Source organism: Methylomonas sp. MgM2 (assembly GCF_054172045.1).
In genome coordinates, this window is the sequence record NZ_JBSYXO010000008.1 from 18,317 (window position 1) to 39,875 (window position 21,559).

Consider the following 21,559-nt stretch of genomic DNA (forward strand, 5'->3'; position numbering starts at 1 on the left):
CGCTTCAGCCGGAGTCGATTTTTTTGCGCGTTACGAATATTTTTCATATATGAATCTACCTTCAAGGCAGAACATTCGATGCTTAGTATTGCCGATAAACACCCGGATGTGATCGTCATTGGCGCCGGTGCGTCGGGTTTGATGTGTGCGGCCGAAGCGGCGAAGCGCGGACGCAAGGTACGGCTGATCGATCATGCCAATAAGGCCGGCAAGAAAATACTGATGTCGGGCGGCGGGCGCTGTAATTTCACGAACTACAGCGTCGACGCCGATAATTACATCTCGCATAATCCGCATTTTTGTAAATCCGCCTTAAAACGCTATACCCAATGGGATTTTTTGGCAATGGTCAATCGCTACAAGATTCCGTTCCATGAACGCGAGCACGGGCAATTATTTTGCGATCATAGCGCCAAGGATATTCTGAATATGCTGCTTTCCGAGTGCCGGCAATACGGAGTGACAACTAGCCTGCAATGTTCAATCGAGCGTGTCGCCCGCGACGCGGGCGGCGGTTTTCAAGTGCAAACCAACCAGGGTAAGTGGCATTGCCAATCGCTGGTTGTCGCGACCGGCGGTTTATCGATTCCGAAAATGGGTGCGACACCGCTGGGTTATCACATTGCCGAGCAGTTCGGCGTCAAGGTCTGGTCGACCCGTGCAGGTCTTGTACCGTTGACATTGCAGCCGGACGATAAAGCCGTTTTTTCCGCGTTGACCGGTATTGCCGTGCCGTGCGAAGTTAGCGTAGGCAACATCGGCTTCAGAGAAAACCTGTTGTTCACCCATCGCGGCTTGAGCGGACCGGCGATCTTGCAAATATCGTCCTATTGGCAGCCGGGCGAAATTCTGACGATCAATTGCCTGCCGGATCGGCATTTAGTGAACGACATGAGGCAGTTGCGAAGCCACGGAAGTAAACTGAAAGTGAAAACCTGGCTGGGAGGCATGTTACCTAAGCGTTTACTGCAAGCGTTGCTGCCGCAGCCGCTATTGGAAACTGTTCTCGTGGATTGTTCGGATAAACAAATTCGGCAACTTATGGATCATTTGCAAGCTTGGCGTATCAAACCCAACGGCAGTGAAGGCTACCGCACGGCTGAAGTGACTGTCGGAGGTGTCGACTGCGATGCCTTATCGTCCAAAACCATGGAATGTCTGAAAGTACCGGGTTTGTACTTCGTCGGCGAAGTGGTCGATGTGAGCGGCTGGTTGGGCGGCTATAACTTTCAGTGGGCCTGGTCCTCAGGTTGGTGTGCCGGCCAGTACGTTTAGGCGTTGGAGTGATTTAGAGCGATCGGCGTCCGATACGGACATCGTGGTTTTGAACCAAAGAATCGCAACGAAAATTTATGAACCCTACCGCGAGGATATGTGTCTTAGAATTAAATAATGAAATATTTATATTTGTAGGTCCCATTGATTCTTAGAGTCCTACCCTAATGTTTGTGTATTGTTATTGTGGCCGGGGCTAATAAACCGGCAAACAAGTGAGCGCAATAATTGGGGGACTTACAAAGGCTTTGCAATTTAAATCGAGGATAGTGATTTTTTCAAACATGATTGTAATATCTCGACGCTTACTCAGTTCGGTTAAATCCGCTTTTTCCGCAGTATCGCTGCTTTTTGCTACGGCATTATGCGGCGGATGTACTCCTGTGATGATAGGTCCGGGGCCCACCGCAGGGGATGCCCGTTTAACGGCTGCCAGTTTTATTACTGAAGACGGCGTTGAATTACCTTTAAGCGAATGGCCGGCGCCGCAGCCAAAGGCGGTATTAATCGCATTGCATGGTTTTAATGATTATCGCCATTTTTTCGCATCGGCGGCCGAATACCTTAAGCAGCGGCAAATATTTTGCTATGCCTATGATCAACGGGGTTTTGGCGGCAGCCCGAATATTGGATTTTGGGCTGGCAGCGATACCTACGCGGACGACCTCCTTCAATTCACTCGTTTGATTCAAATTCGACACCCGGGCGTACCCGTGTATTTGCTTGGTGAAAGCATGGGGGGCGCGATTGTCATCGATGCGATGGTCAGACCGCAAAAGCCCGAAGTAGCCGGTATTATTTTGTCGGCGCCCGCGGTTTGGGGCCGAAAAACGATGCCTTGGTACCAGACCTCATTGCTATGGACTCTGTCACACACTTTGCCTTGGATGACGTTGACCGGTAAAGGGCTGGATATCATGCCGTCGGATAATATCGACATGCTGAGGGCGCTAGGGCGGGATCCTTTTGTGATCAAAGAAACCCGTGTCGATGCTATCTACGGTTTGACCGATCTGATGGATGACGCGTTAAGTTCGGCGGATAAATTAACCGCCCAAACGCTATTGTTATACGGCGAGAAAGACCAAATCGTGCCGCGAGAGCCGACTCAGCTGTTTGTCCAGAATCTATTGAATCATCAAGCTCGCGGTAAAAAAGTCGCTTATTATCAAAACGGCTACCATATGCTATTGCGCGATTTGCAGGCGCCTTTGATTTGGCAGGACATCGCGCATTGGATACTTAATCAAAATGAGGCCTTGCCGTCGGGAGCGGACAAGAACAGCGACAAATTAGTCCAACGCCATGACGCCGACAACAGCGAAAAAATGCTTGGGCAGCTGCAGCTAGACGAAGACTGATTAGTCTACGCTTTCGTCTTGCTTACTAATCTTTCAGCAAGAGTTTGAACCCGGTATTGGGACAATTCATTGGGCGACTACCCAAGCCGACAAAGTCGATTGCGCAGCCGGCCTCACAGCAGTGTCTTAAGTAGATTAATGTCTTTGATCGTAATAAACCGGTTTCGCACGGTGATAAGCCCGTCTTGTTGAAATTTCTTTAACAGTCGGCTGACGGTTTCCAGTGCAAGCCCCAAATGATTGCCGATTTCCTGCCGCGTCAGCGAAAGCTTGAATTCCGATGACGAGAAGCCGCGACGCTTCAAGCGCTGCGATAAGCTGATCAGAAAATAAGCCAGCCGTTCTTCAGCCGGCCGTTTGCTGAGTACAAGCTGATTTTTGTCTTCCAGCATTTTCTCCCCGGTATGGCGAAACAACTCTCTAGTCAGACTCGGAAGATTTTGAAACAGTTGATCCATACTGTCGGCGGGTAAGAGACAAAAAGTCATGGTTTCCAGCGCAATGGCCGCACAACTGTGCTTTTCATCGGAAAGACCGTCAAAGCCCAATAACTCGCCCGGCAACAGGATGTTCAAAATATGTTCGTTACCGTGGCTGTCGTTGGCAACCAGCTTGGCGCTGCCGGATTTGATGGCCAGTATGCCTTTGAAGCTATCGCCTTCGCGATAGATAAAATCGCCCCGTTGTATTGTTTTTTTGGCTTTCACCACCTTGCTGATGTTGTCGATTTCCGCTTGCGACAGGCCTCGAGGCAAACATATATTGTCCAGACTACAATTGTTGCAACTAACTTGGTTATGGGACACGTTCGGATTCTAGCGTTAGATTAAGATTGTTGAAAATAGCCGATAATGCGTTCGACTTCGTTTTTGGCGCCGAAAATCAGCGGTACGCGTTGATGAATGTCGTGCGGCTTGATATCGAGGATACGCTCCTTTCCCGTGCTGCAGGCTCCGCCGGCTTGTTCGATGATAAACGCCATTGGATTGGCTTCATACATCAGGCGCAATTTGCCGGGACGGTCCGGATCGCGCAAATCATAGGGATAAAGGAATATCCCGCCTCGGTTCAGTATGCGGTAGACGTCGGCCGCCAAAGAGGCGATCCAGCGCATGTTGAAATTCTTGCCGCGCGGACCGTCCGTGCCGGCCACGCATTCATCGATATAACGTTTAACGGGAGGCTCCCAAAAACGCTGATTGGACATATTAATGGCGAATTCTTGCGTATCTTGCGGGATACGCATGTTTCGGTGCGTCAAGATGAATTCGCCTATATCTTGGTCCAGTGTAAAGCCGTTCACGCCGTTGCCGGTGGTCAAAACCAGCATGGTCGACGGGCCGTACAACACGAAGCCGGCGCAGACTTGCTCGGTGCCTCGACGCAAAAAGTCTTCCGGTTCCGGCTCGACGCCCTCACGGCAGCGTAACACAGAAAAGATGGTGCCGACCGTTAGGTTGATATCGATATTGGACGATCCGTCCAGCGGATCGAACAATACCAGGTATTTACCTTTGGGGTATTGTTTGGGGATTTGGATGGGATCGTCGATTTCCTCCGAAGCCATGCCGCCTAGATGTCCGCCCCAATCAAGGGCTTTGACCATGATGTCGTTGGTGATGATATCGAGTTTTTTCTGTACTTCGCCTTGCACGTTTTCGGTTTCCGCACTGCCCAATACGCCGATCAACGCACCGCGGTTGACCAGGTGCGAAATCTGTTTGCAAGCCGTGACGATATTGTTCAGCAGCAGGGTAAAGGTGCCGGATGCCTCGGGCAAACCCCGCTGTTGTTCGATGATGAACTGGGTCAGGGTGACTTGGTCTGTTGCGTCGGGTTTTTGAGTTCGATTCATGGATTTAATCTGATATCTAGAATTAGGCGAAGCGGTCGCTGATGACGACTTCGCTGATGTCTAATTGACCGCCGCGCGGCTGAGTCGGTTGTAATGCTTTGCCGATCGCGACAAACATGCCGATGACGTGGTCGGCCGGTAAGCGGATTAATTTAGCGACTTCGTCGAAGTCGAAGCCGTCCATCGGACAGGAGTCGTAGCCCATGGCTTTTGCGGACAGCATTAGAGTTTGCGCGGCGATGCCGCAGGAACGCATGGCTTCGTCCCGTTGCACTTGCGGTTTGCCGTCATAGTAGGCATGAATGGCGGGTAGCAGGAAGTCGCGCATTTCTCGGGGAGCGTTTTGCCAATAGCGTTCAGGTTGTTTTTCCCAGGCTTTTAGGTCGGCGCAAATCACGATCAGCAACGAGGCGTCAGTGGCTTGGGCCTGCTCCCAAGCCGCCGCGCGAATTTGCCGGCGTAGGTCGGGATCACGAACTAATACGAAGCGCCAATGCTGAAGATTGAATGCCGTGGGCGATAGTAGCGCTAACGACAATAGCGAGTCGATTTCATGTTCCGTGAGTTGGTGATCCGGGTCGAATTGTTTGACCGATCGACGCGATGTTATAGCGGTGACTGTATCCATGCTGAAGTCCTGACGAGTGCTTAATTGATTAGGCTTTTTCGCTTAATAGATGCGGCATAGGTGTTTTAACGGGATCTGTTTGCGTGGGTTGACCTTGATGCGCTTCCATAAATCCAGGGTTTAGTCCTTTCGTCTCGAATTGATGTTTTAGGTAGTCGAGGTGTGCATTAATAATTTCCGCCGTGCCGGCCACTTCACTCCAAAAGCGGGTATTAACGGAGTCGTCGTAGTAGGAAATTCGGCAGTGTATTGTACCAAGATCAGGTGGCGTAATGGTAATATTGACTACCCAGTTTTTTTCGGAACTGTCCGTGCTCTTGGATTTATCGCGTTCTATTTCGATTTTCACGCTTTCAGATCGGCCGTTGTGAAAAAAGGGCAATTCCAATGTCCAGGTTTGCTTGGGCGATTCCTCTTTGGGCAGTGAGTTAAGTTGATCAAGGGTGAGCTTGGCATACGCGCTTTGAGCTTTTTCCAAGCTTTCCTTCAATAATTCGTTGCTCAATGCGGACTTGTCGGCGATTTGAGTTGTTAGTTCCTGAGTCAGCAGTTGAATGAGCTTGCTTAATTTGAATTTGAAGTCGTCTTGCAATGATAGGTTGGGCTTGCCTAGTAATAACTCAAGTAGTTTAGCTTCCATGAAAAGGCCGGATTCCTTGAAAACCCGGCTCAATATCGGCGGTTCGGCCAGCTGAGAACTCGCCGGTATGCTAGTTAAAATCTTTTGCGCCAATGTCAATAAGGTTTCGGAAAGCGAGGCATCGGCCAGCAGCGCCGGGAGGGATTGCTGCAGCTGATTTATAAAGCCTGCGGGAGACGCTTGTATCGGTAGCATCTGTTTGTAGGCTTCGACGACTTGCTGTTCCGGTTTAGCGGACGCCGAACTGAGCAAGAACACCGGCCTATCTCCTGACTTAACTACCTCTAACCGGAGTTGCATTCCCTCTTTGAGCGGGATTGCGGCTTGGTCGGGTTTTTGCGCTATGGCCGTTTTGTCGGTGCCGGAAAGTAATTGATTGGTATCGAGCGTCAGCAACCAGACTTCCGGTCGGCCGGTTTGAGGGTGTGCCGCCGCTGGCGGCGCTAGCTGCAAGGTCACTTTATCATCCGCGGCCGCTATTACAATCGCTTGCAATTGTTGGCCGCTGTTCAGCGGAGGCGGAGCGGCCGCCGGAGCATTTTTTAGCGGCGGCGATGCCGGTAACGGCGTCGCGACCGGTTTGTTGAGCAGTGTAAGAGTCAGTTCGTCGTTATTTTGCGCCGGATCCGGCGCGGTCGATGGCGGTAATAACGATGAAATAAGCTTCAGCTCCGGCACGGGTAATAATTTGATGACTTGTAATCTTAGCGACTGTCCGGGTTGGATGTCGATAGCTAGCTTGGTTTGGGCCGTAACGGTTTTGTCCTTAATTTGCAGCGTTAGGGTATCCAGCATGGTTTGGTTTTCAATGACCTTGGCTTCTACGACTTGATTGAGTTTAAGCCCTAGGCTGCCGTCGTTGCTTTTGTTAACGGCCAATTGCAAATTGGCGTCCAAAGGTAGTTTGATGTCCATGCTGGTTACCTCCCGAATGGATTGGTCGAGATCCTTCTGTACGCGATTCACTAAGTTAAATCACAAGCATTGTCCAAAACCGAAAAATACTCCGTTTCGCATACGAAAAACTCCGTTTTGCATATGTTTGGCCGCCGCATTCTGAGTAACATCTATCACCGTTAAATCGAACCAATTTAACGCCGGAACAACCGAAATAATAGCAACGTTATTTCGGACGACGATCTATCGAATAGAGAAAAAGGGTAAAAATTATGAAAAAAACCACCTTGCTTTTGGCCGCTTTGGCCTTGTTATCCGCTCAAGCCTACGCTGATGGCGACCACGGGCATCATCGGAAAAAACATCAATGCCGTAGCAAAGATTTGAACGGCGATTACGTGATGTTTCAGGCCGCGGTAAACAATCCCGACCTCAATCATACCGGCCGTTGTGAAGTGAGTATCGCCGATGGCGAATTATCCGGAACTTGCGCGTTCGATCCGAACGTTAGCGGTAATCCGAATTTTAACGGACCCGTATACGGCACAGCGACCATGAACGCCAATTGTTCTGCGGAAATGGAGATTCGCTTTCGCCCGAACCCCGCAAACCAGGAATTTGAAGTCGTCTCAAACTTCGATGTGCAGTTTACGCCCGATAAGCAAAGTTTGGTGGGTAAATTCAGCAACCAATTCGGTGTTTACGGCGTGACCAATGGCACCCGTTATTCTATCGATTTGCCGGGCGACGAGGCGTTCTAATCAATAATAGATCACAAAAAACCGCCCCTTCGGGCGGTTTTCTTTTGTACCAGGAAAAGCAAATCCTAATATGAAATCACTTCCGAACCCTTTCCGACCAATACCACATCCGCATCGCGCATCGCGAACAAACCGTTGGTGATCACGCCGGGGATATTGTTGATCGCCTGTTCCATGCCGACCGGATCGACGATGCTCATGTTATGCACGTCCAGAATCTCGCAGCCGTTGTCGGTAATGTAGGGTTGACCGCTTTCTTTGCTGATACGCAGTTCGGGTTGGCCGCCCAGCTTCACCAACTGGCGGGCGACAAAGCTGCGTGAAAGCGGCAACACTTCCACCGGCAACGGGAATTTGCCCATCACGTCGACGCATTTGCTTTCGTCGACGATGCAGACGAATTTCTTGCTGGCGCCGGCGATGATTTTTTCACGGGTCAGCGCGCCGCCGCCGCCTTTCAGCATTTTCTTATGCGGAGTCACCTCGTCGGCGCCGTCCACATAGATGTCCAAATCGCCGGATTCGTTCAATTCGATGACTTTGATGCCGATCGATCTCAGGTGTTCGGTGGTTTTGATCGAGCTGGACACCGCCGCTTCGATTTCGTGTTTGAAGTCGCAATCGGCTAATTGGTTGATCAAATGGGTGACGGTGGAGCCGGTGCCCATGCCGATAATCGGCACGTTTTTCAAATATTGCAGAGCGGCTGCGGCTACTTGTTTTTTTAATTCATCTTGAGTCATTGTTTTTATTCCCGCTGATGGTTTGCTGTGATGTGCGCCACGGCGTTGCGGCCGTGATTGTATGGGATAATAACCGATTGACGCCAATCTCTCAGCTGTTTTTAACATTCCGGGTCAGGGCAACCCGGCGAAGCTCACCAAGGATATCTATGCACCGATACATCGAAAAAATATTGCGCGCAAGAGTTTACGACGTTGCCGAGGAAACGCCTTTGGATTTTGCGGTCACGCTGTCGGATAGGCTCCGGAATAGGGTTTACTTGAAGCGAGAAGACTTGCAACCTGTGTTTTCGTTTAAACTGCGCGGCGCTTACAACAAGATCGCATCGTTGACGCCGGAGCAAACCGCCAAAGGGGTGATCGCCGCTTCGGCGGGCAATCACGCTCAAGGCGTGGCGCTGGCGGCGAAAAAGCTGGGCATCAAAGCGCTGATCGTGATGCCGAAAACGACGCCGGAAATCAAAGTGAAATCGGTCAAGGCGCTCGGTGCGAAGATCGTTCTGCATGGCGATTCATATGACGACGCTTATGCCCATGCGATGGATTTAGTGAAGGAAAAAGACCTGGCCTTCATTCACCCGTATGATGACCCCGAAGTCATCGCGGGGCAGGGCACGATAGGAATGGAGATTTTGCGCCAGCGCAGCGGCGACATTCATGCGATTTTTATACCCGTAGGCGGCGGTGGACTGGCGGCGGGGATTGCGGCTTATGTGAAATTCGTCCGTCCCGAAATCAAAATCGTTGCGGTGGAACCGGACGACGCCGATTGCTTGAATCAGGCGCTCAGGGCCGGAAAACGGGTCGAGCTCGATCAGGTCGGCTTGTTCGCCGACGGCGTGGCGGTAAAGTGCGTGGGTAAAGAGACTTTCCGGTTAGCCAGGCAGTTTGTCGACGAGGTGGTTACCGTCAGTACGGACGAGATTTGCGCCGCGATTAACGACATATTCGACGATACGCGTTCGGTAGCCGAGCCGGCTGGTGCCTTGGCCGTTGCCGGAATGAAAAAATACGTCGAACAGCAAGGCATCACCGGCCAAACTCTGATCGCGGTCGACAGCGGCGCCAACATGAACTTCGACCGCCTGCGCTACGTGGCCGAGCGCACCCAAGTCGGCGAACATCGCGAAATTTTGCTGGCCGTCGCCATTCCGGAAGAACCCGGCAGTTTCCTCAAATTCTGCAAACTGCTCGGTAAACGCAGCATCACCGAATTCAATTACCGTTATTTCGACAGTCAAATGGCCCGGGTGTTCGTCGGCATTAGTAGCAGCGGCGCCGGGTCCGATCAGCAAGAGTTGATCGATCACTTACTCAAAAGCGGTTTCGCGGTGACGGATATGACCGGTAACGAACTGGCGAAAGATCATATTCGACACATGGTCGGCGGCCATGCGCCTTGCGAACTGAACGAAAAAATCTACAGCCTGCAGTTTCCCGAGCGGCCCGGCGCCTTGTTGAAATTTCTGACGTCGCTGGGCAGCCAATGGAATATCAGCCTGTTTCATTACCGCAACCACGGCGCCGCATTCGGCAAGGTATTGATCGGATTGCAAATGAACGATGCGGATAGCCAGGCGTTCGAGCATTGCATGGATAGCTTTGGGTTGGCCTACCGGCAGGAAACCGGCAATCCGGCTTACCGCTTGTTTGCCGGCGGTGCCGCATAAGTCGGCGCGAGGCTTCGGTTTTTCTCTGCGTTCTTTAAGAAATCCGACGCGCTTGCCGCTTGCAGCCGCATTGTGCGGGCTAAACTCGGGAAGTTATTTGCAACTGAATCCTGAGTTGTTCCGCTGTGAAATAGTCGACGCGGATGGCATTTTCCCGGGCTTGTTCCGCTTGTTTGATCAATGCCGCTTCCGAACCGTCGATCAGGCCGCTTTGCACGGCTTCGTCCAATACTTCAGTCATCGTTCGCCTGGGTAAACCGGCTTGTTTCCGGGCTTTGCGGATCTTGGCCTCGACCGGGGCCGCATCGAGCACCGCCTTGAATGCCGCTTCGATGCGGCCGCTGGCATCGTCCGGTTTGACGTTGATATAAATGCCTGCGGTCAGACGTTCTCGTGTCGGATTGTCGCCGGTCAGCGCCTGCGCGAGCTTGCCGATCAGAGCATCCCGCGGCGGCGCATAGGGCTTGCCCAGCGGAAACAGCGCATAACGTAAAAATAGGGCCGGAAGCCTTGCCGGTAACAGCCAGAATACCGCCAGCAGCGATTGTTGGGCGCGGTGCAGGCTATACTGGCAGGCCCATTCCAGCAAGGCCAGGTCGTCCTGTTGCGCGCCCTGGTTTTCGAAATGCTTGAGCGCACAGGAACACAAGTATAAGTGACTCAAAACGTCGGCCAAACGGCCGGACAGGCGTTCCTTGCGTTTCAGCCGGCCGCCGAGCGTCAACAGTGCAAAATCGGCGGCCAACGCGAAGCCGGTGCTGAGGCGGGTTAATTGCCGGTAATAAGGCCGGGTATGTTTATTCCCCGGCGTACGCAGCAGTTTTGTAGCCCCCAAGCCGAAGCAAAAACCGCGCGCCAGATTGCCCAGAAAAAAACGGATGTGCCGCCAAAGAACGGCGTCGAATTCAAGCAAGGCCTTATCGAAATCGGGATGGTCGAGCGCGTTCATCTCGGCCTGTACGAAAGGGTGGCAGCGTATCGAGCCCTGGCCGAAGATCATCATGGACCGGGTCAGAATGTTGGCGCCTTCAACGGTGATCGCGACCGGAATCACCTGATACAGGCGGCCGATGAAGTTGGAAGGGCCCAGGCAAATGCCCGAGCCGCCCTGTATGTCCATGCCGTCGTTGAGGATGCGGCGCATGGCTTCGGTCGCCTGGTATTTGAGTATCGCGGAAATCACCGCCGGCCGCTCGCCTTGGTCGAGCGCGCTACAGCTAACGTGGCGCGCCGCATCGATCAAATAGGTCAAGCCGGCCATTCTTGCCAGCACTTCCTCTATGCCTTCGAAAGATCCGATCGGGACGTTGAATTGGTTGCGAATCCGGGCGTAGGCGCCGCTGTTGCGGCAGACGAATTTGGCCGCGCCGACGCTGAGGGCGGGCAATGAAATGGCCCTGCCGGTGGCGAGGCATTGCATCAACATTTTCCAGCCCTGTCCGATCTGGTCCGCGCCGCCTATGATCCAATCGAGCGGAATGAATACGTCCTTGCCCCAATTCGGCCCGTTTTGAAATGCCGAGTCGAGCGGAAAATGGCGCTGTCCTATCGTGATGCCCGGCGTGTCGGTCGGAATCAACGCCAGGGTGATGCCCAATTCTTCGGTGTCGCCCAACAGGTGATCCGGATCGTACAATTTGAACGCCAGGCCCAGCACCGTGGCGACCGGCCCCAGGGTAATGTAGCGTTTTTCCCAGTTCAAGCGGATGCCCAGGGTTCGTTGCTTGCCCTGGAAAGTGCCGTGACAAACCACGCCGTTGTCGGTCATCGAGCCGGCGTCGCTGCCCGCCTTCGAACTCGTCAGCGCAAATGCCGGAATTTCCAAGCCGTCGGCCAGACGCGGCAAATAATGGCTTTTTTGCTGTTCGCTACCGTATGCCAGCAGCAACTTGGCCGGGCCCAGTGAATTCGGCACCATCACCGTGACCGCCGCCGAAACCGAGCGGCTGGCGATTTTCATGACGATCTGGGAATGGGCGAATTCGGAGAAGGCCAGTCCGCCGTAAGATTTGGGGATGATGATGCCGCAGAATTTATGGCGCTTGATATAGGTCCATACCGCTTCGGGCAAGTCGCGGCGAATATGGGTGATTTCCCAATCGTCCAGCATCGCGCATAAGGTCTCGACGGGGCCGTCCAGAAAGGCCTGTTCTTCGTCGCTCAAGCGCGAGGCGGGAAGGCCGGCGAGTTTGCGCCAGTCGGGCTTGCCGCCGAATAACTCGGCATCCCACCAGGTATTGCCGGCTTGCAGGGCTTCTTTTTCGTTTTCCGACATCGGCGGCAGCTGCCTGCGCATTCTGTCGAACAGCGGCCGCGTCAGTAATCGGCGTCGCAATGGTGTCGCCAGGACTAGGACAAGACCGGCGAAAATCAGCAAAAATTCGTTCATGACATACTCGCTTTAGGATGACGCCGTTTTGAGCCGGACCGCGTCAGTTTCGTAACGGCTTGCCGGTTTTCAGAAAATGTTCCAGCCGGGCCTGCGTGCCGGCCTGTTTGACCAAATGCATGAAGGCCTCCCTTTCCAGATCGAACAAGTCTTGTTCGCTCAGCGGCTCGGTGATATCGGTGTCGCCGCCGCTGAGGACGCAGGCCAGCTGGCGGGCGATGACGCCGTCGTACGCGCTGGCCTTGCCGGCCAGCTGCCGGTTATGGATGGCGCTATCCAGCGCCGCCCGGGCCGAAGCGCCGGGCAGATGGAACCGGTAAGGTTCCGGCGTTTGATAATCCTGCGCCAGGCGCAAGGCGCGGGCCTTGGCATCGCTCAACAACCTGTCCTTGTTCATCGTGATGCCGTCCGCTTGACTCAGGAAGAGCAATTTCTTGGCCTCGAATGCCGAATTCGATACCTTGGCGAGAGCAATGGTTTCGAAAGTTTGCGCGATCGGCGGCATAGGCCCGCCCGGACGTTTCGCGTGCGTTAGCCAGCGCCGCAGCAATTCTTTGCAACCGCCCCAGCCCGGTATGATTCCGACGCCGGTTTCCACCAGGCCGACATAGAGTTCGGCATGCGCTTGGATGGCGTCGCAGTGCAGCAGAATTTCGCAGCCGCCGCCGAGCGCCAGGCCGGACGGCGCGCCCACCACCGGGAAAGCGGCGTATTTCAAGGCCTCATAGCTTTGTTGGCCTAGACGAAGAATGTTTTCGAACGCCGGCCAATCCTGTTGCATCAGTGACGGTCCCAACAGCTTAAGGTTGGCGCCGGCGGAAAAGTTGTCGCCTTCGTTGTAGATCACCAATCCGGCGAAGCGCCGTTGAACCAGTTCGACGGCCTCGCCGATCAAATGAAGGTTATCGGCATCCAGCGTATTCATCTTGCCGTGAAACTCGAAACAAACGATGCCGTCGCCGATGTCCCAAAGGCTGGCCGAGGCGCAGTGCAGCAAGGGTTTGGCGCCTTGTTTGACGGCGCTTAACGATAATATGTCCGGCTGCTGCGGCACGGGAGAGTACCGGCCGGTCTGGTTCTTGTACTGCCGCTGACGCTTGTCGAGCCGATACAGGCTTTGGCCGTCCGCCAGCAGGTTTGGAACGGCGTGATGCTGCTCGCGCAGGCGTTTTACAAACCAATCGACGCCGAGACGATCGGCCAATTGAAACGGGCCGTAGCGCCAGTTGAAACCAAGGTGCATGGCTGTATCGATTGCGACGATATCGTCGGCGATTTCCGGAACCAGGCCGGCACTGTAAGTCAAGGTCTCGGACCAGACTCGCCAGGCATAGCGATTCAGTGCGCCGTCGCCCTCCAAAAACTGCCGCAGCTCGTCAGGACTATGGCCCGCGCCTTCGATGCGGAATTTTTGACTGGTAGCATAGTTTCCGCTGTGCAGATCGATGGATTCCTTGACCTTGGCGGCGCCATCGCGCTTGAGGCGGTAAAAGCCGCCCTCGCCCTTGCGGCCGGTATAGCCCTGCTCGATCATGCCGGTCATTAGCGGTGGAATGGCGGCGATGTCGCGCAGCCTGTCGCCCGACGGCAAGGTTTGCAGAAAGCTTTGCAGGATATGCGGCATCAAATCCAGGCCGATAAGATCCAGTAATCCGAACACGCCGGTTTTCGGGATGCCGAACAAAGTCATGACGGCATCGCTTTGTTCGACGCTCAAATTCAGAGCGATGGCTTCCCTTAATGCGGTTTGAAGCCAGAAAGTGCCTATGCGGTTGGCGATGAACCCCGGCGTGTCGTGGCACATCACGCAGCCTTTGCCGAGTCTTCGGTCGGCGCAGGCGCGGACGCCGGCGAGCAGTTCGGGCGCCAATTCCCGAGACGCCACCAGTTCCAACAAACGCATGTAACGCGGCGGATTGAAGAAATGGGTGATCAGGAAGCGGCGCTTGAAGCTGTCCGGCAAGCCTTGCGTCAGCACACTCAACGGCAGGGTCGAGGTGTTCGAGGAAATCACGGTGCCGGGCCGGCAGGCCTGATCCAGTTTTCGGTATAGATCGCGTTTGACGCCGGGGTCTTCGACCACCGCTTCGATGACCCAGTCGACCTCGGCCAGACGGGGCAAGTCGTCCTCGCTGTTGCCGGGATGGATCAGGCCGGCATTTTCCGGAAGCATCAAGGGCGGCGGCGAGGTTTCGAGTAATCCGGCGATGGCGGCTTCGGCCAGCGCATTGCGCGGAGCGCCCGCTCCGGCCGGTAAATCCAGCAAAAACACCTCTATGCCGGCATTGGCGATTTGCCCGGCGATGCCGGCGCCCATGACGCCGGCGCCAACCACGGCGACTTTTTCAATATTCATGGCAGGCCTCCAATATCGTTGCGATGCCCTGGCCGCCGCCTATGCATTGGGTGGCCATGGCATAGCGTTTGCGTTCGCGCTGCAACAGGGCGGCCGCCTTGCCGGTGATGCGCGCGCCGGTTGCGCCTAGCGGATGGCCCAGGGCGATTGCTCCGCCGTCGAGATTCAGCTTCAGCGGGGCTATGGGAAGTTCTTTCAGAACGGCCAAGGCTTGGGCGGCAAAGGCTTCGTTCAGTTCCACGATGTCGATATCGTCAAGTTCCAGCCCGGCCCGCTTAAGCGCTTTATCGCTCGCCGCAACCGGGCCTATGCCCATGATTTCCGGCTGGCAGGCGGAGACGGCGACGGACTTGATACGCGCCAGTTTAGGCAGACTACGCGCATCCGCGTAAGCTTCGCTGCAAACCAGGACGGCCGATGCGCCGTCGGTCAAAGGCGATGAGGTCGCGGCGGTGACGCTGCCGTTTGCCAGAAAGGCGGGCGCGAGTTCGGCCATGGCCTGCAAAGTCGACTGCGGGCGCAAACAGCCGTCCCGCTCGATACGTTCGCCGGTCGATGTTGTGATCGGGATGATTTCATCGTCAAATAATCCTTGCCGCTGCGCCCGGTCAGCCTTTTGCTGACTTAGCAGCGCAAAAGCTTCCTGGTCGCCGCGGGCGATCGCGTATTTCGAGGCCAGATTTTCGGCCGTTTCGCCCATGCCGATATAGGCCTGCGGATAATCCCGGTAAAGTCCGGGATGAGGCAGGTTATTGAATCCGCCCATCGGCACCCGGCTCATCGATTCGATGCCGGCGCAGATGAATGCGACGCCGGCGTTCATTTGAATGGCGCCGGCGGCCATGTGTATGGCTTGCATCGAGGAACCGCAGAAGCGGTTGACGGTGGTTCCGGCAATGCCGACGGGCAGTTTCGCCAGATGGACGACCAGGCGGGCCAGGTTTAGGCCTTGTTCGCCTTCGGGAAAGGCGCAGCCCAGAATCAGGTCCTCGATGTCGTTGGGGTCGATTTCGATTTTCCGGACTAGGGATTCGACCACTTGCGCAACCAATTCGTCCGGTCTCACCGCGGCTAGCGCCCCATGACGCGCCGGTGTGAATGGCGAGCGCGCGTAGCCCGCGATAATCACGTTATTCATGATGCAACCTCCTTTAAGAGCTCCGTTGCGGGCGCTGAAGACTCATGCGACGGACTTTGCACCCGCCGTAAAAATTCGTCTATCGCGGCCCAGGTATTGCCTAAATTTTCCGTCAATATGCCATGGCGGTCGGCCGTGATCGCTTGCAGGTATTTGTGTTTCGCGCCGAGTTTGTTGAAAAAAATTTCCGAACTTTCCGGTAACACGACCGGGTCCTGGTCCGCATAGAGTAGCAGCGTCGGTGTTTCGATATCGCTCAATAACGCTTCCGTATGTTGGATTAAGCGCCGTAACTCATACAGGGCCCGGATCGGGGTATTCCGGTAATTGATATCGGGATGTTCCGGTATGTTGTCGACGAACGGTTTGACGCCTTCGAACGACGAAACCCACTGCACCAGGGCATTGGTGTTATGTAGCAAGGAAACCAGCATGAAGGCGGGGTTGTGGAATTTGACGGGCACGGATATCGCCACGACGCCGGCCAATTCGGGCGGTTTCTCCGCGGCCAATTTGAGACCCAGCACGCCGCCGGTCGAAAAACCGACGATGAAGAGTTGCCCGCAATGAATTTTAAGGATGTCGAAACCGTGCTTGACGTTTTTTTCCCAATCTTCAAAGTTGACTTCGCGCAGAGCGTCGGGCGAGGTGCCGTGGCCCTTGAGCCTGACGCCGAGCACGGTATATCCTTGGGTAGTCAGATAGCGCCCGTAATCCCGGACTTCGGCGGGGCTGGCCAACAGGCCGTGAATCAACAATATACCGAAGCCATTGGCTTGCTTCGGACGCATCAAAAAAGGCGAAGGATCGGCAATCGCTGTTTCGTTATCCTTGATGCCGCCGTTTTCCGGCATGCTGTAGCGTTCCTGCTCGATCGCCAGCACCAATTGTTCGTCGTCGAACAGCCATGCGGCCATTTGTTGAGGGGGTACCCGGCGGTACAAGCGGTCCGCCTTCAGCACGGCGTCGCGCACGCTGCTCAACGGCGCCGCTTCGTTATGGTAAACGATAATCGGGTTTTCCAGGCGAACCTGATCGAATTCGTGGTCCTCGCTCAGTTTCGGTAAAAAACGGTAACTGTCGTCCTGTTCGGCAATCAATCCCGCTTTCTCGGCAATGCAGATGAATTGATCGAAGCGATGACTGGCGCCATAGGCCAAATCGCCGTATTCCTCCGGGTTTAGCAAACTGCGATGCAGATGGATGTCGGGGTTCTTTTGCAGGCTTTTGATGGCGATGTACAACACCGTGTAAAAACGGCTTTTTTCGACGAGGGAGCGGTTGTCGCCCAAATAGCTCATGATCAAGGTCGATGCCAGATGGCTCAGGTTGACTGTGACGTTGGCGTAGATCTTTTCCATATATTGGTTGCGCGAACAATTGGCGTTTTTAATGAAAAAATACCCCAATATTCGCTGTTTCCAATTGGTCGCTTGCTTGCTGAATTTGAAAACGGCGTCCGAATCGGAAATGTCGGGGGCCAATTTATTCATGATCCAATGCGTGCGCCAATCCCAAACGCAGCAGGGATCAATCGGGTCGCTCATTCTGATATCCATGTCGGTATCCTTGAGCAGGATGTTGCTTTCGATCAATAGTTCCTCGGACTGTCTTTTGCTTAGATCGCCGGCAAACATTTCGACACTTTTAAACAGCAAGTTTTCCGAGGAGCGAATCGGGTAGAAAGTGATGTTGGCGGGAACGATTAATGTCGGTTTCAGCGACGTGGCCAGCATGGCGTCAAAACTGTCGAAATACAGTTTGTCCTTCCAGAATTGCAAGCGCCGCAAGTCGTTGTTCTTAAAGGCGTGGCGTATGGCCGCTTTCAATGCCTCCACGCCCTGGCCCAAAACGGCCGGGCCGGTATGATGCTTGCGCCGCATGCCGTGCGTTCTTGAAAATATACTGTACTGGCCTTTTTTATCGATGACGCGGCGATCCTTGACCATGCCCCCTTCCGGAAAAATGACGACTTTACGTCCGCGCAGGATTTGTTCCGCCAACATGGCGAACAGGCGGGGGTGGTCGTGCGGAAACACGCCGACGTGTCTGAGGTAGTTGGACAGTATGTTGTCTTCCCGGAAAAATTCGCCTGACGCGATCGCGCAACTGAAGGCGCCTGTTTGTTCAAAGATCAGAAACTGAGGAATGAAGGTTTCGAAACGTGAAAAATGATTGAACAAAAAGATGTCGCCTTGCAGGACTTGGGTGTCCGCAAACAGCTCTACTTTAACCTTGAGCAGGTTTTTGACCGTTCTGAACAGCTTTACCGAGCGTTTGTAGAGCGCGGTGTCGATGTCGGGCCAGTCTTCGGGGTAGTCTGATGATTTCATTTGCGCCCTCTAATGTCTTTATCGCCGGCGATACTCGAATCAGTTCAGCTTTGGACATAAAAAGATGGTAAATGTTTCTTATCGGGTCTGGGGGCGATTCGGGATGTCTTGGGAAGACGGCGTCGAGAGAGGGTGTTATAAGTGATTCGTTCCGAATAAAAAGCCGACGCCTGCGGTAATGCCCATCGACAACATGCCCCAGGACAGCACACGGCCAACGCCGACCAAAACGGAAGAGCCGCCGGCCAAAGCGGATAGTCCGCCCAGCAACATCAGCGATAGCAAGGAAATCGAACCCACGGTAGCCATGATAGGCACGCTGATATCGCCGACGATTTTATCGGCGCGTAGAAAATGTAGATAAGGGAAAGCCATCACCGTCAACAACGGCAGAAAAGCGCCCAGGGAGAAGGTTAAAGCGGAAATCAAGGCCGCCTGCAGGGGGCGGGCCACCGTGACTTCGGTGAGTCCTAGCTCATCGCGCGCATGCGCGGCCAACGCGTCATGTGCCATCAGTTGCTCGGCGACTTGTCGGGCTAGTGCCGGTTCGAGACCCCGGTCGATGTAGATGGCTTTCAGTTCATTCACTTCATGGTGGTGATTTTCCGCCAGTTCCTGTTTTTCCCGGCGCAGATCGGCTTGTTCGGTATCGTATTGAGAGCAAACGGAGACGTATTCGCCGGCCGCCATAGACATGGCCCCCGCCACCCAACCGGCGGTTCCGCTCACAACTATGGTGTTAAGTTCGGCATGGGCCGCGGCGACACCAATGACCAGACTCGATGTCGAAACAATGCCGTCGTTGGCGCCCAGTACGGCCGCTCGCAACCAGCCGATGCGATGCGAGTGATGGAATTCCAAATGTCTCAACGCTCGATTCCTCCGAAAAACGCAAGATTTAAATTAGAATTTTCGCTTAACAAACTGCCGGAGTTTCCGGTATCCGATTATAGTCGCCATACGCACACTGTAAAATGGCGCATGTTAATTTCAGCAAAGGATGTAACGATGAATCACTCGACCTGGGTTCGAATCCAATGCGCAATCGTATTGCTCATCTTCATGGTTGCCAGTCTCGGCCCGATTCCGATTACCAGCTCGATCTGCTTTTACGTGGTGATCTTTAGGCCGCGTTGGTTTAAAGCGTTGATCGACAGCATCTATGCCGATAAAGCCGGTTAAAGGCCGGCCGTTTCGCCGGCCTAATTTAATTAGGCTATGCTTAGATTCTAAGTCGTTGAATTGTAGATGAATCCGGCGGGATTGCGAGTTTTGTCGTTGCTCGCCCCGTTAACCTTTGTCTGGCGTGCATGAAACTCCGGCGCTTGCCGGACGGATTGCCTTTCAATATTTTCGCTTAAAGTTAAAACTAATCTTGTAATCATGAGTGGGCAGAATGAAAAATAAAAACATTGTGTTATGTTCGGACGGCACCGGCAACAAGGGAGGGTACGGTGCCGATACCAATGTCTATAAAACCTACAAAGCGGTCGACGTCAGTTCGCCTGACGTGTATCAGTACACGTTTTACGACCAAGGCGTCGGGACCGACAAAAGCGAACACAGTAAGAACAAGTATCGGAAAGCCTTGTCGGGTGCATTCGGTTTCGGATTTCGAGCGAATGTGTTGCATCTTTACCATTTTTTGGCGCGCTGCTATCACCCCGGCGATGCGATATTTCTGTTCGGCTTTAGCCGCGGCGCGGCGACGATCAGAGCCTTTACCGGCTTCGTTCATGCCTGCGGATTGGTCGATATCCGCCAAGCAACCGAAAACGGCGTGTTCGACAGCGTCAAATTCAAAGCCTTGGTCGAAGAAGCCTTCGTTTGTTATCGCAGCCAAGACAAAGCCGCGCAACAAGCCTTCAAGGCGCGTTACGCCGTGCAGGACGACGTTCATGCGCCCGGCGGCGACTTGAAAATCAAGTTTGTCGGCGTCTGGGATACGGTATCGGCCTTGGGCTTTCCGCAGGATTTCAGCGTCGTCGTCAGTTGGCCGTTTCGCTGGCTGGAAAAGGCGTCCAATCATGTGTGCTTCAAAATCCCGCTGATCGATTACGAAATCTGTTGGAAACACGATTTTTACGATTACGAGTTGAATCCATCCATCGAAAACGCCTACCAGGCATTATCGATGGACGACGAGCGCCAGACCTTTCATCCTTTGGTCTGGAACGAGCAAGGGTTCGATAATTATGTCGAGCAAGTCTGGTTCGCCGGCGTGCATTCCAACGTCGGCGGCGGCTATCCGAGAACCGGTTTGTCCGATACCGCGTTGCGCTGGATGTGGCACAAAGCGGCGGCGCATGGCCTGGTGCTTTATCAGGACCATATCGACGAGATCGAGGAAAGCGCCAATGTCTACGACAAACTCTACGATTCCCGGGACGGCGTGGCCGTTTATTATCGCTACGGGCCGAGGAATTTGGTCGAACTATGCGCCGATAAACTCAAGGGTAAGATTGCCGTTCACTATAGCGCCTACCGAAAAATCAAGGAATTCAGCGAGGGCTACGCGCCGGACGGTTTGCCGTCCGCATTCGATGTGGTCGATGTGGACGACAGGGACCCGGCCAAGCAGCGGGTGATTCGCTCGGTCGAAGCCGAACCGGCTGAAAAATGGTTGCAATTGGATAATGAAGCCAAACAAGTCATAGCGCGAAGAAAGGGCGTCTACCGGGTATTCGTGGAATTGACCATGGCGATTTTGCTCGTATCCGGCATCTTTTGGAAAAACCCGCCGGTTTCGGTCAGCGATCTGAATACCTGCGAGATAGAGCACGTGCAAATCGCGCAAATGCCGGCAAACGGCCAAACCGCTTGTAACGCCGGCGAGCTGACGGACGCCGCCTTCGTCAGTTTTCAGCAGAAGCGGCACGACTTGTTCGAGCCGGGAGAATTGGCAAATTGCTCGACGCCGGTTGAACCGGAATTCTGCCGTATCGCCGCCGACAGGCCGCTCAAATTATTAGGCGACTTCTTGCGATATGTGACGCCGGTTTATTTCGACAACTTCATTACTTTCGTGGTCGAAGCGCATAGTTGGATGGCCGTGCTGATGTTGGCGGTGTTGTTTCAATTGATGAACACACGCAACAAACTGGTCAACCGTTTGGATCGAATCTGCCGCGAGATGACGGACTTGTTTCCGGGCAGATGAGGGTTTTGCGCGCGCCGCAGTCTTGCTGGCAACGCACGCGCTTGAACGTTGAGGCAAATTTGTCGTATCCGCACCATGCAAGTGCAAAAATTGAAGGACTTGTTTTATTTATGTGCGTGTGTGGTGCTTGCGCCCAGGATAAAACCGAATTTCGTTTTATGTTTAAGAGGTAATGATTTTTAATAAGTTATTGTTTATAAAATAATTTTAAAAAGCTTTTTTATCTTTTTAAAAAACTGGTATCACTATTGCTCACGGTTAAGTAACGCTCCAGAGTGGGGGCGAGTCGTTAATCAAGCTCATAGTTGAGCAAACCGGACAAAGGCGTCCGGCATGCATCGTTTCGGCGATGA

The 21,559-nt window shown here is 53.9% G+C and carries 16 protein-coding genes; 6 read left to right on the top strand and 10 right to left on the bottom strand.

The genetic code is table 11. The features are described 5' to 3' along the window. The first annotated feature begins 78 nt into the window (after positions 1-78). Both ACW73I_RS08245 and ACW73I_RS08250 read left to right on the top strand, forming a co-directional pair. Entirely contained in the window at positions 79-1,275 is a 1,197-nt protein-coding gene (locus tag ACW73I_RS08245; RefSeq protein WP_458028775.1) for an NAD(P)/FAD-dependent oxidoreductase, read from the top strand. 386 nt (positions 1,276-1,661) lie between these two features. Beyond that, positions 1,662-2,636: an alpha/beta hydrolase gene (locus tag ACW73I_RS08250; protein WP_458028776.1), complete on the top strand. Its 975-nt coding sequence runs from the start codon at positions 1,662-1,664 to the stop codon at positions 2,634-2,636. A gap of 113 nt (positions 2,637-2,749) precedes the next feature. On the opposite strand, the gene ACW73I_RS08255 is transcribed toward ACW73I_RS08250, so the two are convergent. From ACW73I_RS08255 to fliK, 4 genes are read right to left on the bottom strand one after another with little or no spacing between them, the layout of a single operon-like run. Continuing rightward, entirely contained in the window at positions 2,750-3,442 is a 693-nt protein-coding gene (locus ACW73I_RS08255) for a helix-turn-helix domain-containing protein (RefSeq protein WP_458028777.1), read from the bottom strand. A 20-nt stretch (positions 3,443-3,462) separates the two neighbouring features. Continuing rightward, a complete protein-coding gene (locus tag ACW73I_RS08260; protein WP_458028778.1) occupies positions 3,463-4,491 on the bottom strand; it encodes a class 1 fructose-bisphosphatase in 1,029 nt (342 codons plus the stop codon). Between the two features lie 22 nt (positions 4,492-4,513). After that, positions 4,514-5,119 (bottom strand): nitroreductase family protein, encoded by a 606-nt coding sequence (locus ACW73I_RS08265; protein WP_458028779.1) that lies wholly within the window; start codon positions 5,117-5,119, stop codon positions 4,514-4,516. A 28-nt stretch (positions 5,120-5,147) separates the two neighbouring features. Then, positions 5,148-6,674 carry a flagellar hook-length control protein FliK gene (fliK, locus tag ACW73I_RS08270; RefSeq protein ID WP_458028780.1) on the bottom strand — a complete coding sequence of 509 codons (1,527 nt, stop codon included), beginning with the start codon at positions 6,672-6,674 and terminating at the stop codon, positions 5,148-5,150. A 254-nt stretch (positions 6,675-6,928) separates the two neighbouring features. Here fliK and ACW73I_RS08275 point away from each other — a divergent pair, with 254 nt between their 5' ends. Next, positions 6,929-7,417, top strand: a complete 489-nt coding sequence (locus tag ACW73I_RS08275; protein ID WP_458028781.1) for a hypothetical protein — start codon at positions 6,929-6,931, stop codon at positions 7,415-7,417. A 65-nt stretch (positions 7,418-7,482) separates the two neighbouring features. Here ACW73I_RS08275 and rpiA read toward each other — a convergent pair whose 3' ends face one another. Continuing rightward, positions 7,483-8,160, bottom strand: coding sequence for a ribose-5-phosphate isomerase RpiA (gene rpiA, locus ACW73I_RS08280; RefSeq protein WP_458028782.1), 678 nt, complete (start codon positions 8,158-8,160; stop codon positions 7,483-7,485). Between the two features lie 17 nt (positions 8,161-8,177). Between rpiA and ilvA the strand changes: the two genes are divergently transcribed. Then, positions 8,178-9,830, top strand: coding sequence for a threonine ammonia-lyase, biosynthetic (gene ilvA / locus ACW73I_RS08285; protein ID WP_458028903.1), 1,653 nt, complete (start codon positions 8,178-8,180; stop codon positions 9,828-9,830). Between the two features lie 79 nt (positions 9,831-9,909). Here ilvA and ACW73I_RS08290 read toward each other — a convergent pair whose 3' ends face one another. From ACW73I_RS08290 to ACW73I_RS08310, 5 genes are all read right to left on the bottom strand, one after another. Then, entirely contained in the window at positions 9,910-12,219 is a 2,310-nt protein-coding gene (locus ACW73I_RS08290; RefSeq protein WP_458028783.1) for an acyl-CoA dehydrogenase, read from the bottom strand. A 43-nt stretch (positions 12,220-12,262) separates the two neighbouring features. Then, positions 12,263-14,575, bottom strand: a complete 2,313-nt coding sequence (locus ACW73I_RS08295) for a 3-hydroxyacyl-CoA dehydrogenase NAD-binding domain-containing protein (protein WP_458028784.1) — start codon at positions 14,573-14,575, stop codon at positions 12,263-12,265. Further along, positions 14,565-15,713: a thiolase family protein gene (locus ACW73I_RS08300; protein WP_458028785.1), complete on the bottom strand. Its 1,149-nt coding sequence runs from the start codon at positions 15,711-15,713 to the stop codon at positions 14,565-14,567. Before ACW73I_RS08300 ends, ACW73I_RS08295 begins: the two co-directional genes overlap by 11 nt. Beyond that, the gene (locus ACW73I_RS08305) at positions 15,710-18,046 is read right to left on the bottom strand and encodes an alpha/beta fold hydrolase (protein ID WP_458028786.1); all 2,337 of its coding nucleotides are present in this window, start codon (positions 18,044-18,046) and stop codon (positions 15,710-15,712) included. Before ACW73I_RS08305 ends, ACW73I_RS08300 begins: the two co-directional genes overlap by 4 nt. Before the next feature lie 135 nt (positions 18,047-18,181). Continuing rightward, complete coding sequence (locus ACW73I_RS08310; RefSeq protein ID WP_458028787.1) at positions 18,182-18,916, bottom strand: VIT1/CCC1 transporter family protein; 735 nt, start codon at positions 18,914-18,916, stop codon at positions 18,182-18,184. A 138-nt stretch (positions 18,917-19,054) separates the two neighbouring features. On the opposite strand from ACW73I_RS08310, the gene ACW73I_RS08315 reads away from it, so the two are divergent. Together ACW73I_RS08315 and ACW73I_RS08320 are read left to right on the top strand one after the other, a co-directional pair. Further along, entirely contained in the window at positions 19,055-19,228 is a 174-nt protein-coding gene (locus ACW73I_RS08315; RefSeq protein ID WP_458028788.1) for a hypothetical protein, read from the top strand. Positions 19,229-19,442: 214 nt separating this feature from the next. Further along, entirely contained in the window at positions 19,443-21,206 is a 1,764-nt protein-coding gene (locus tag ACW73I_RS08320; RefSeq protein WP_458028789.1) for a DUF2235 domain-containing protein, read from the top strand. Positions 21,207-21,559: the final 353 nt, after the last annotated feature.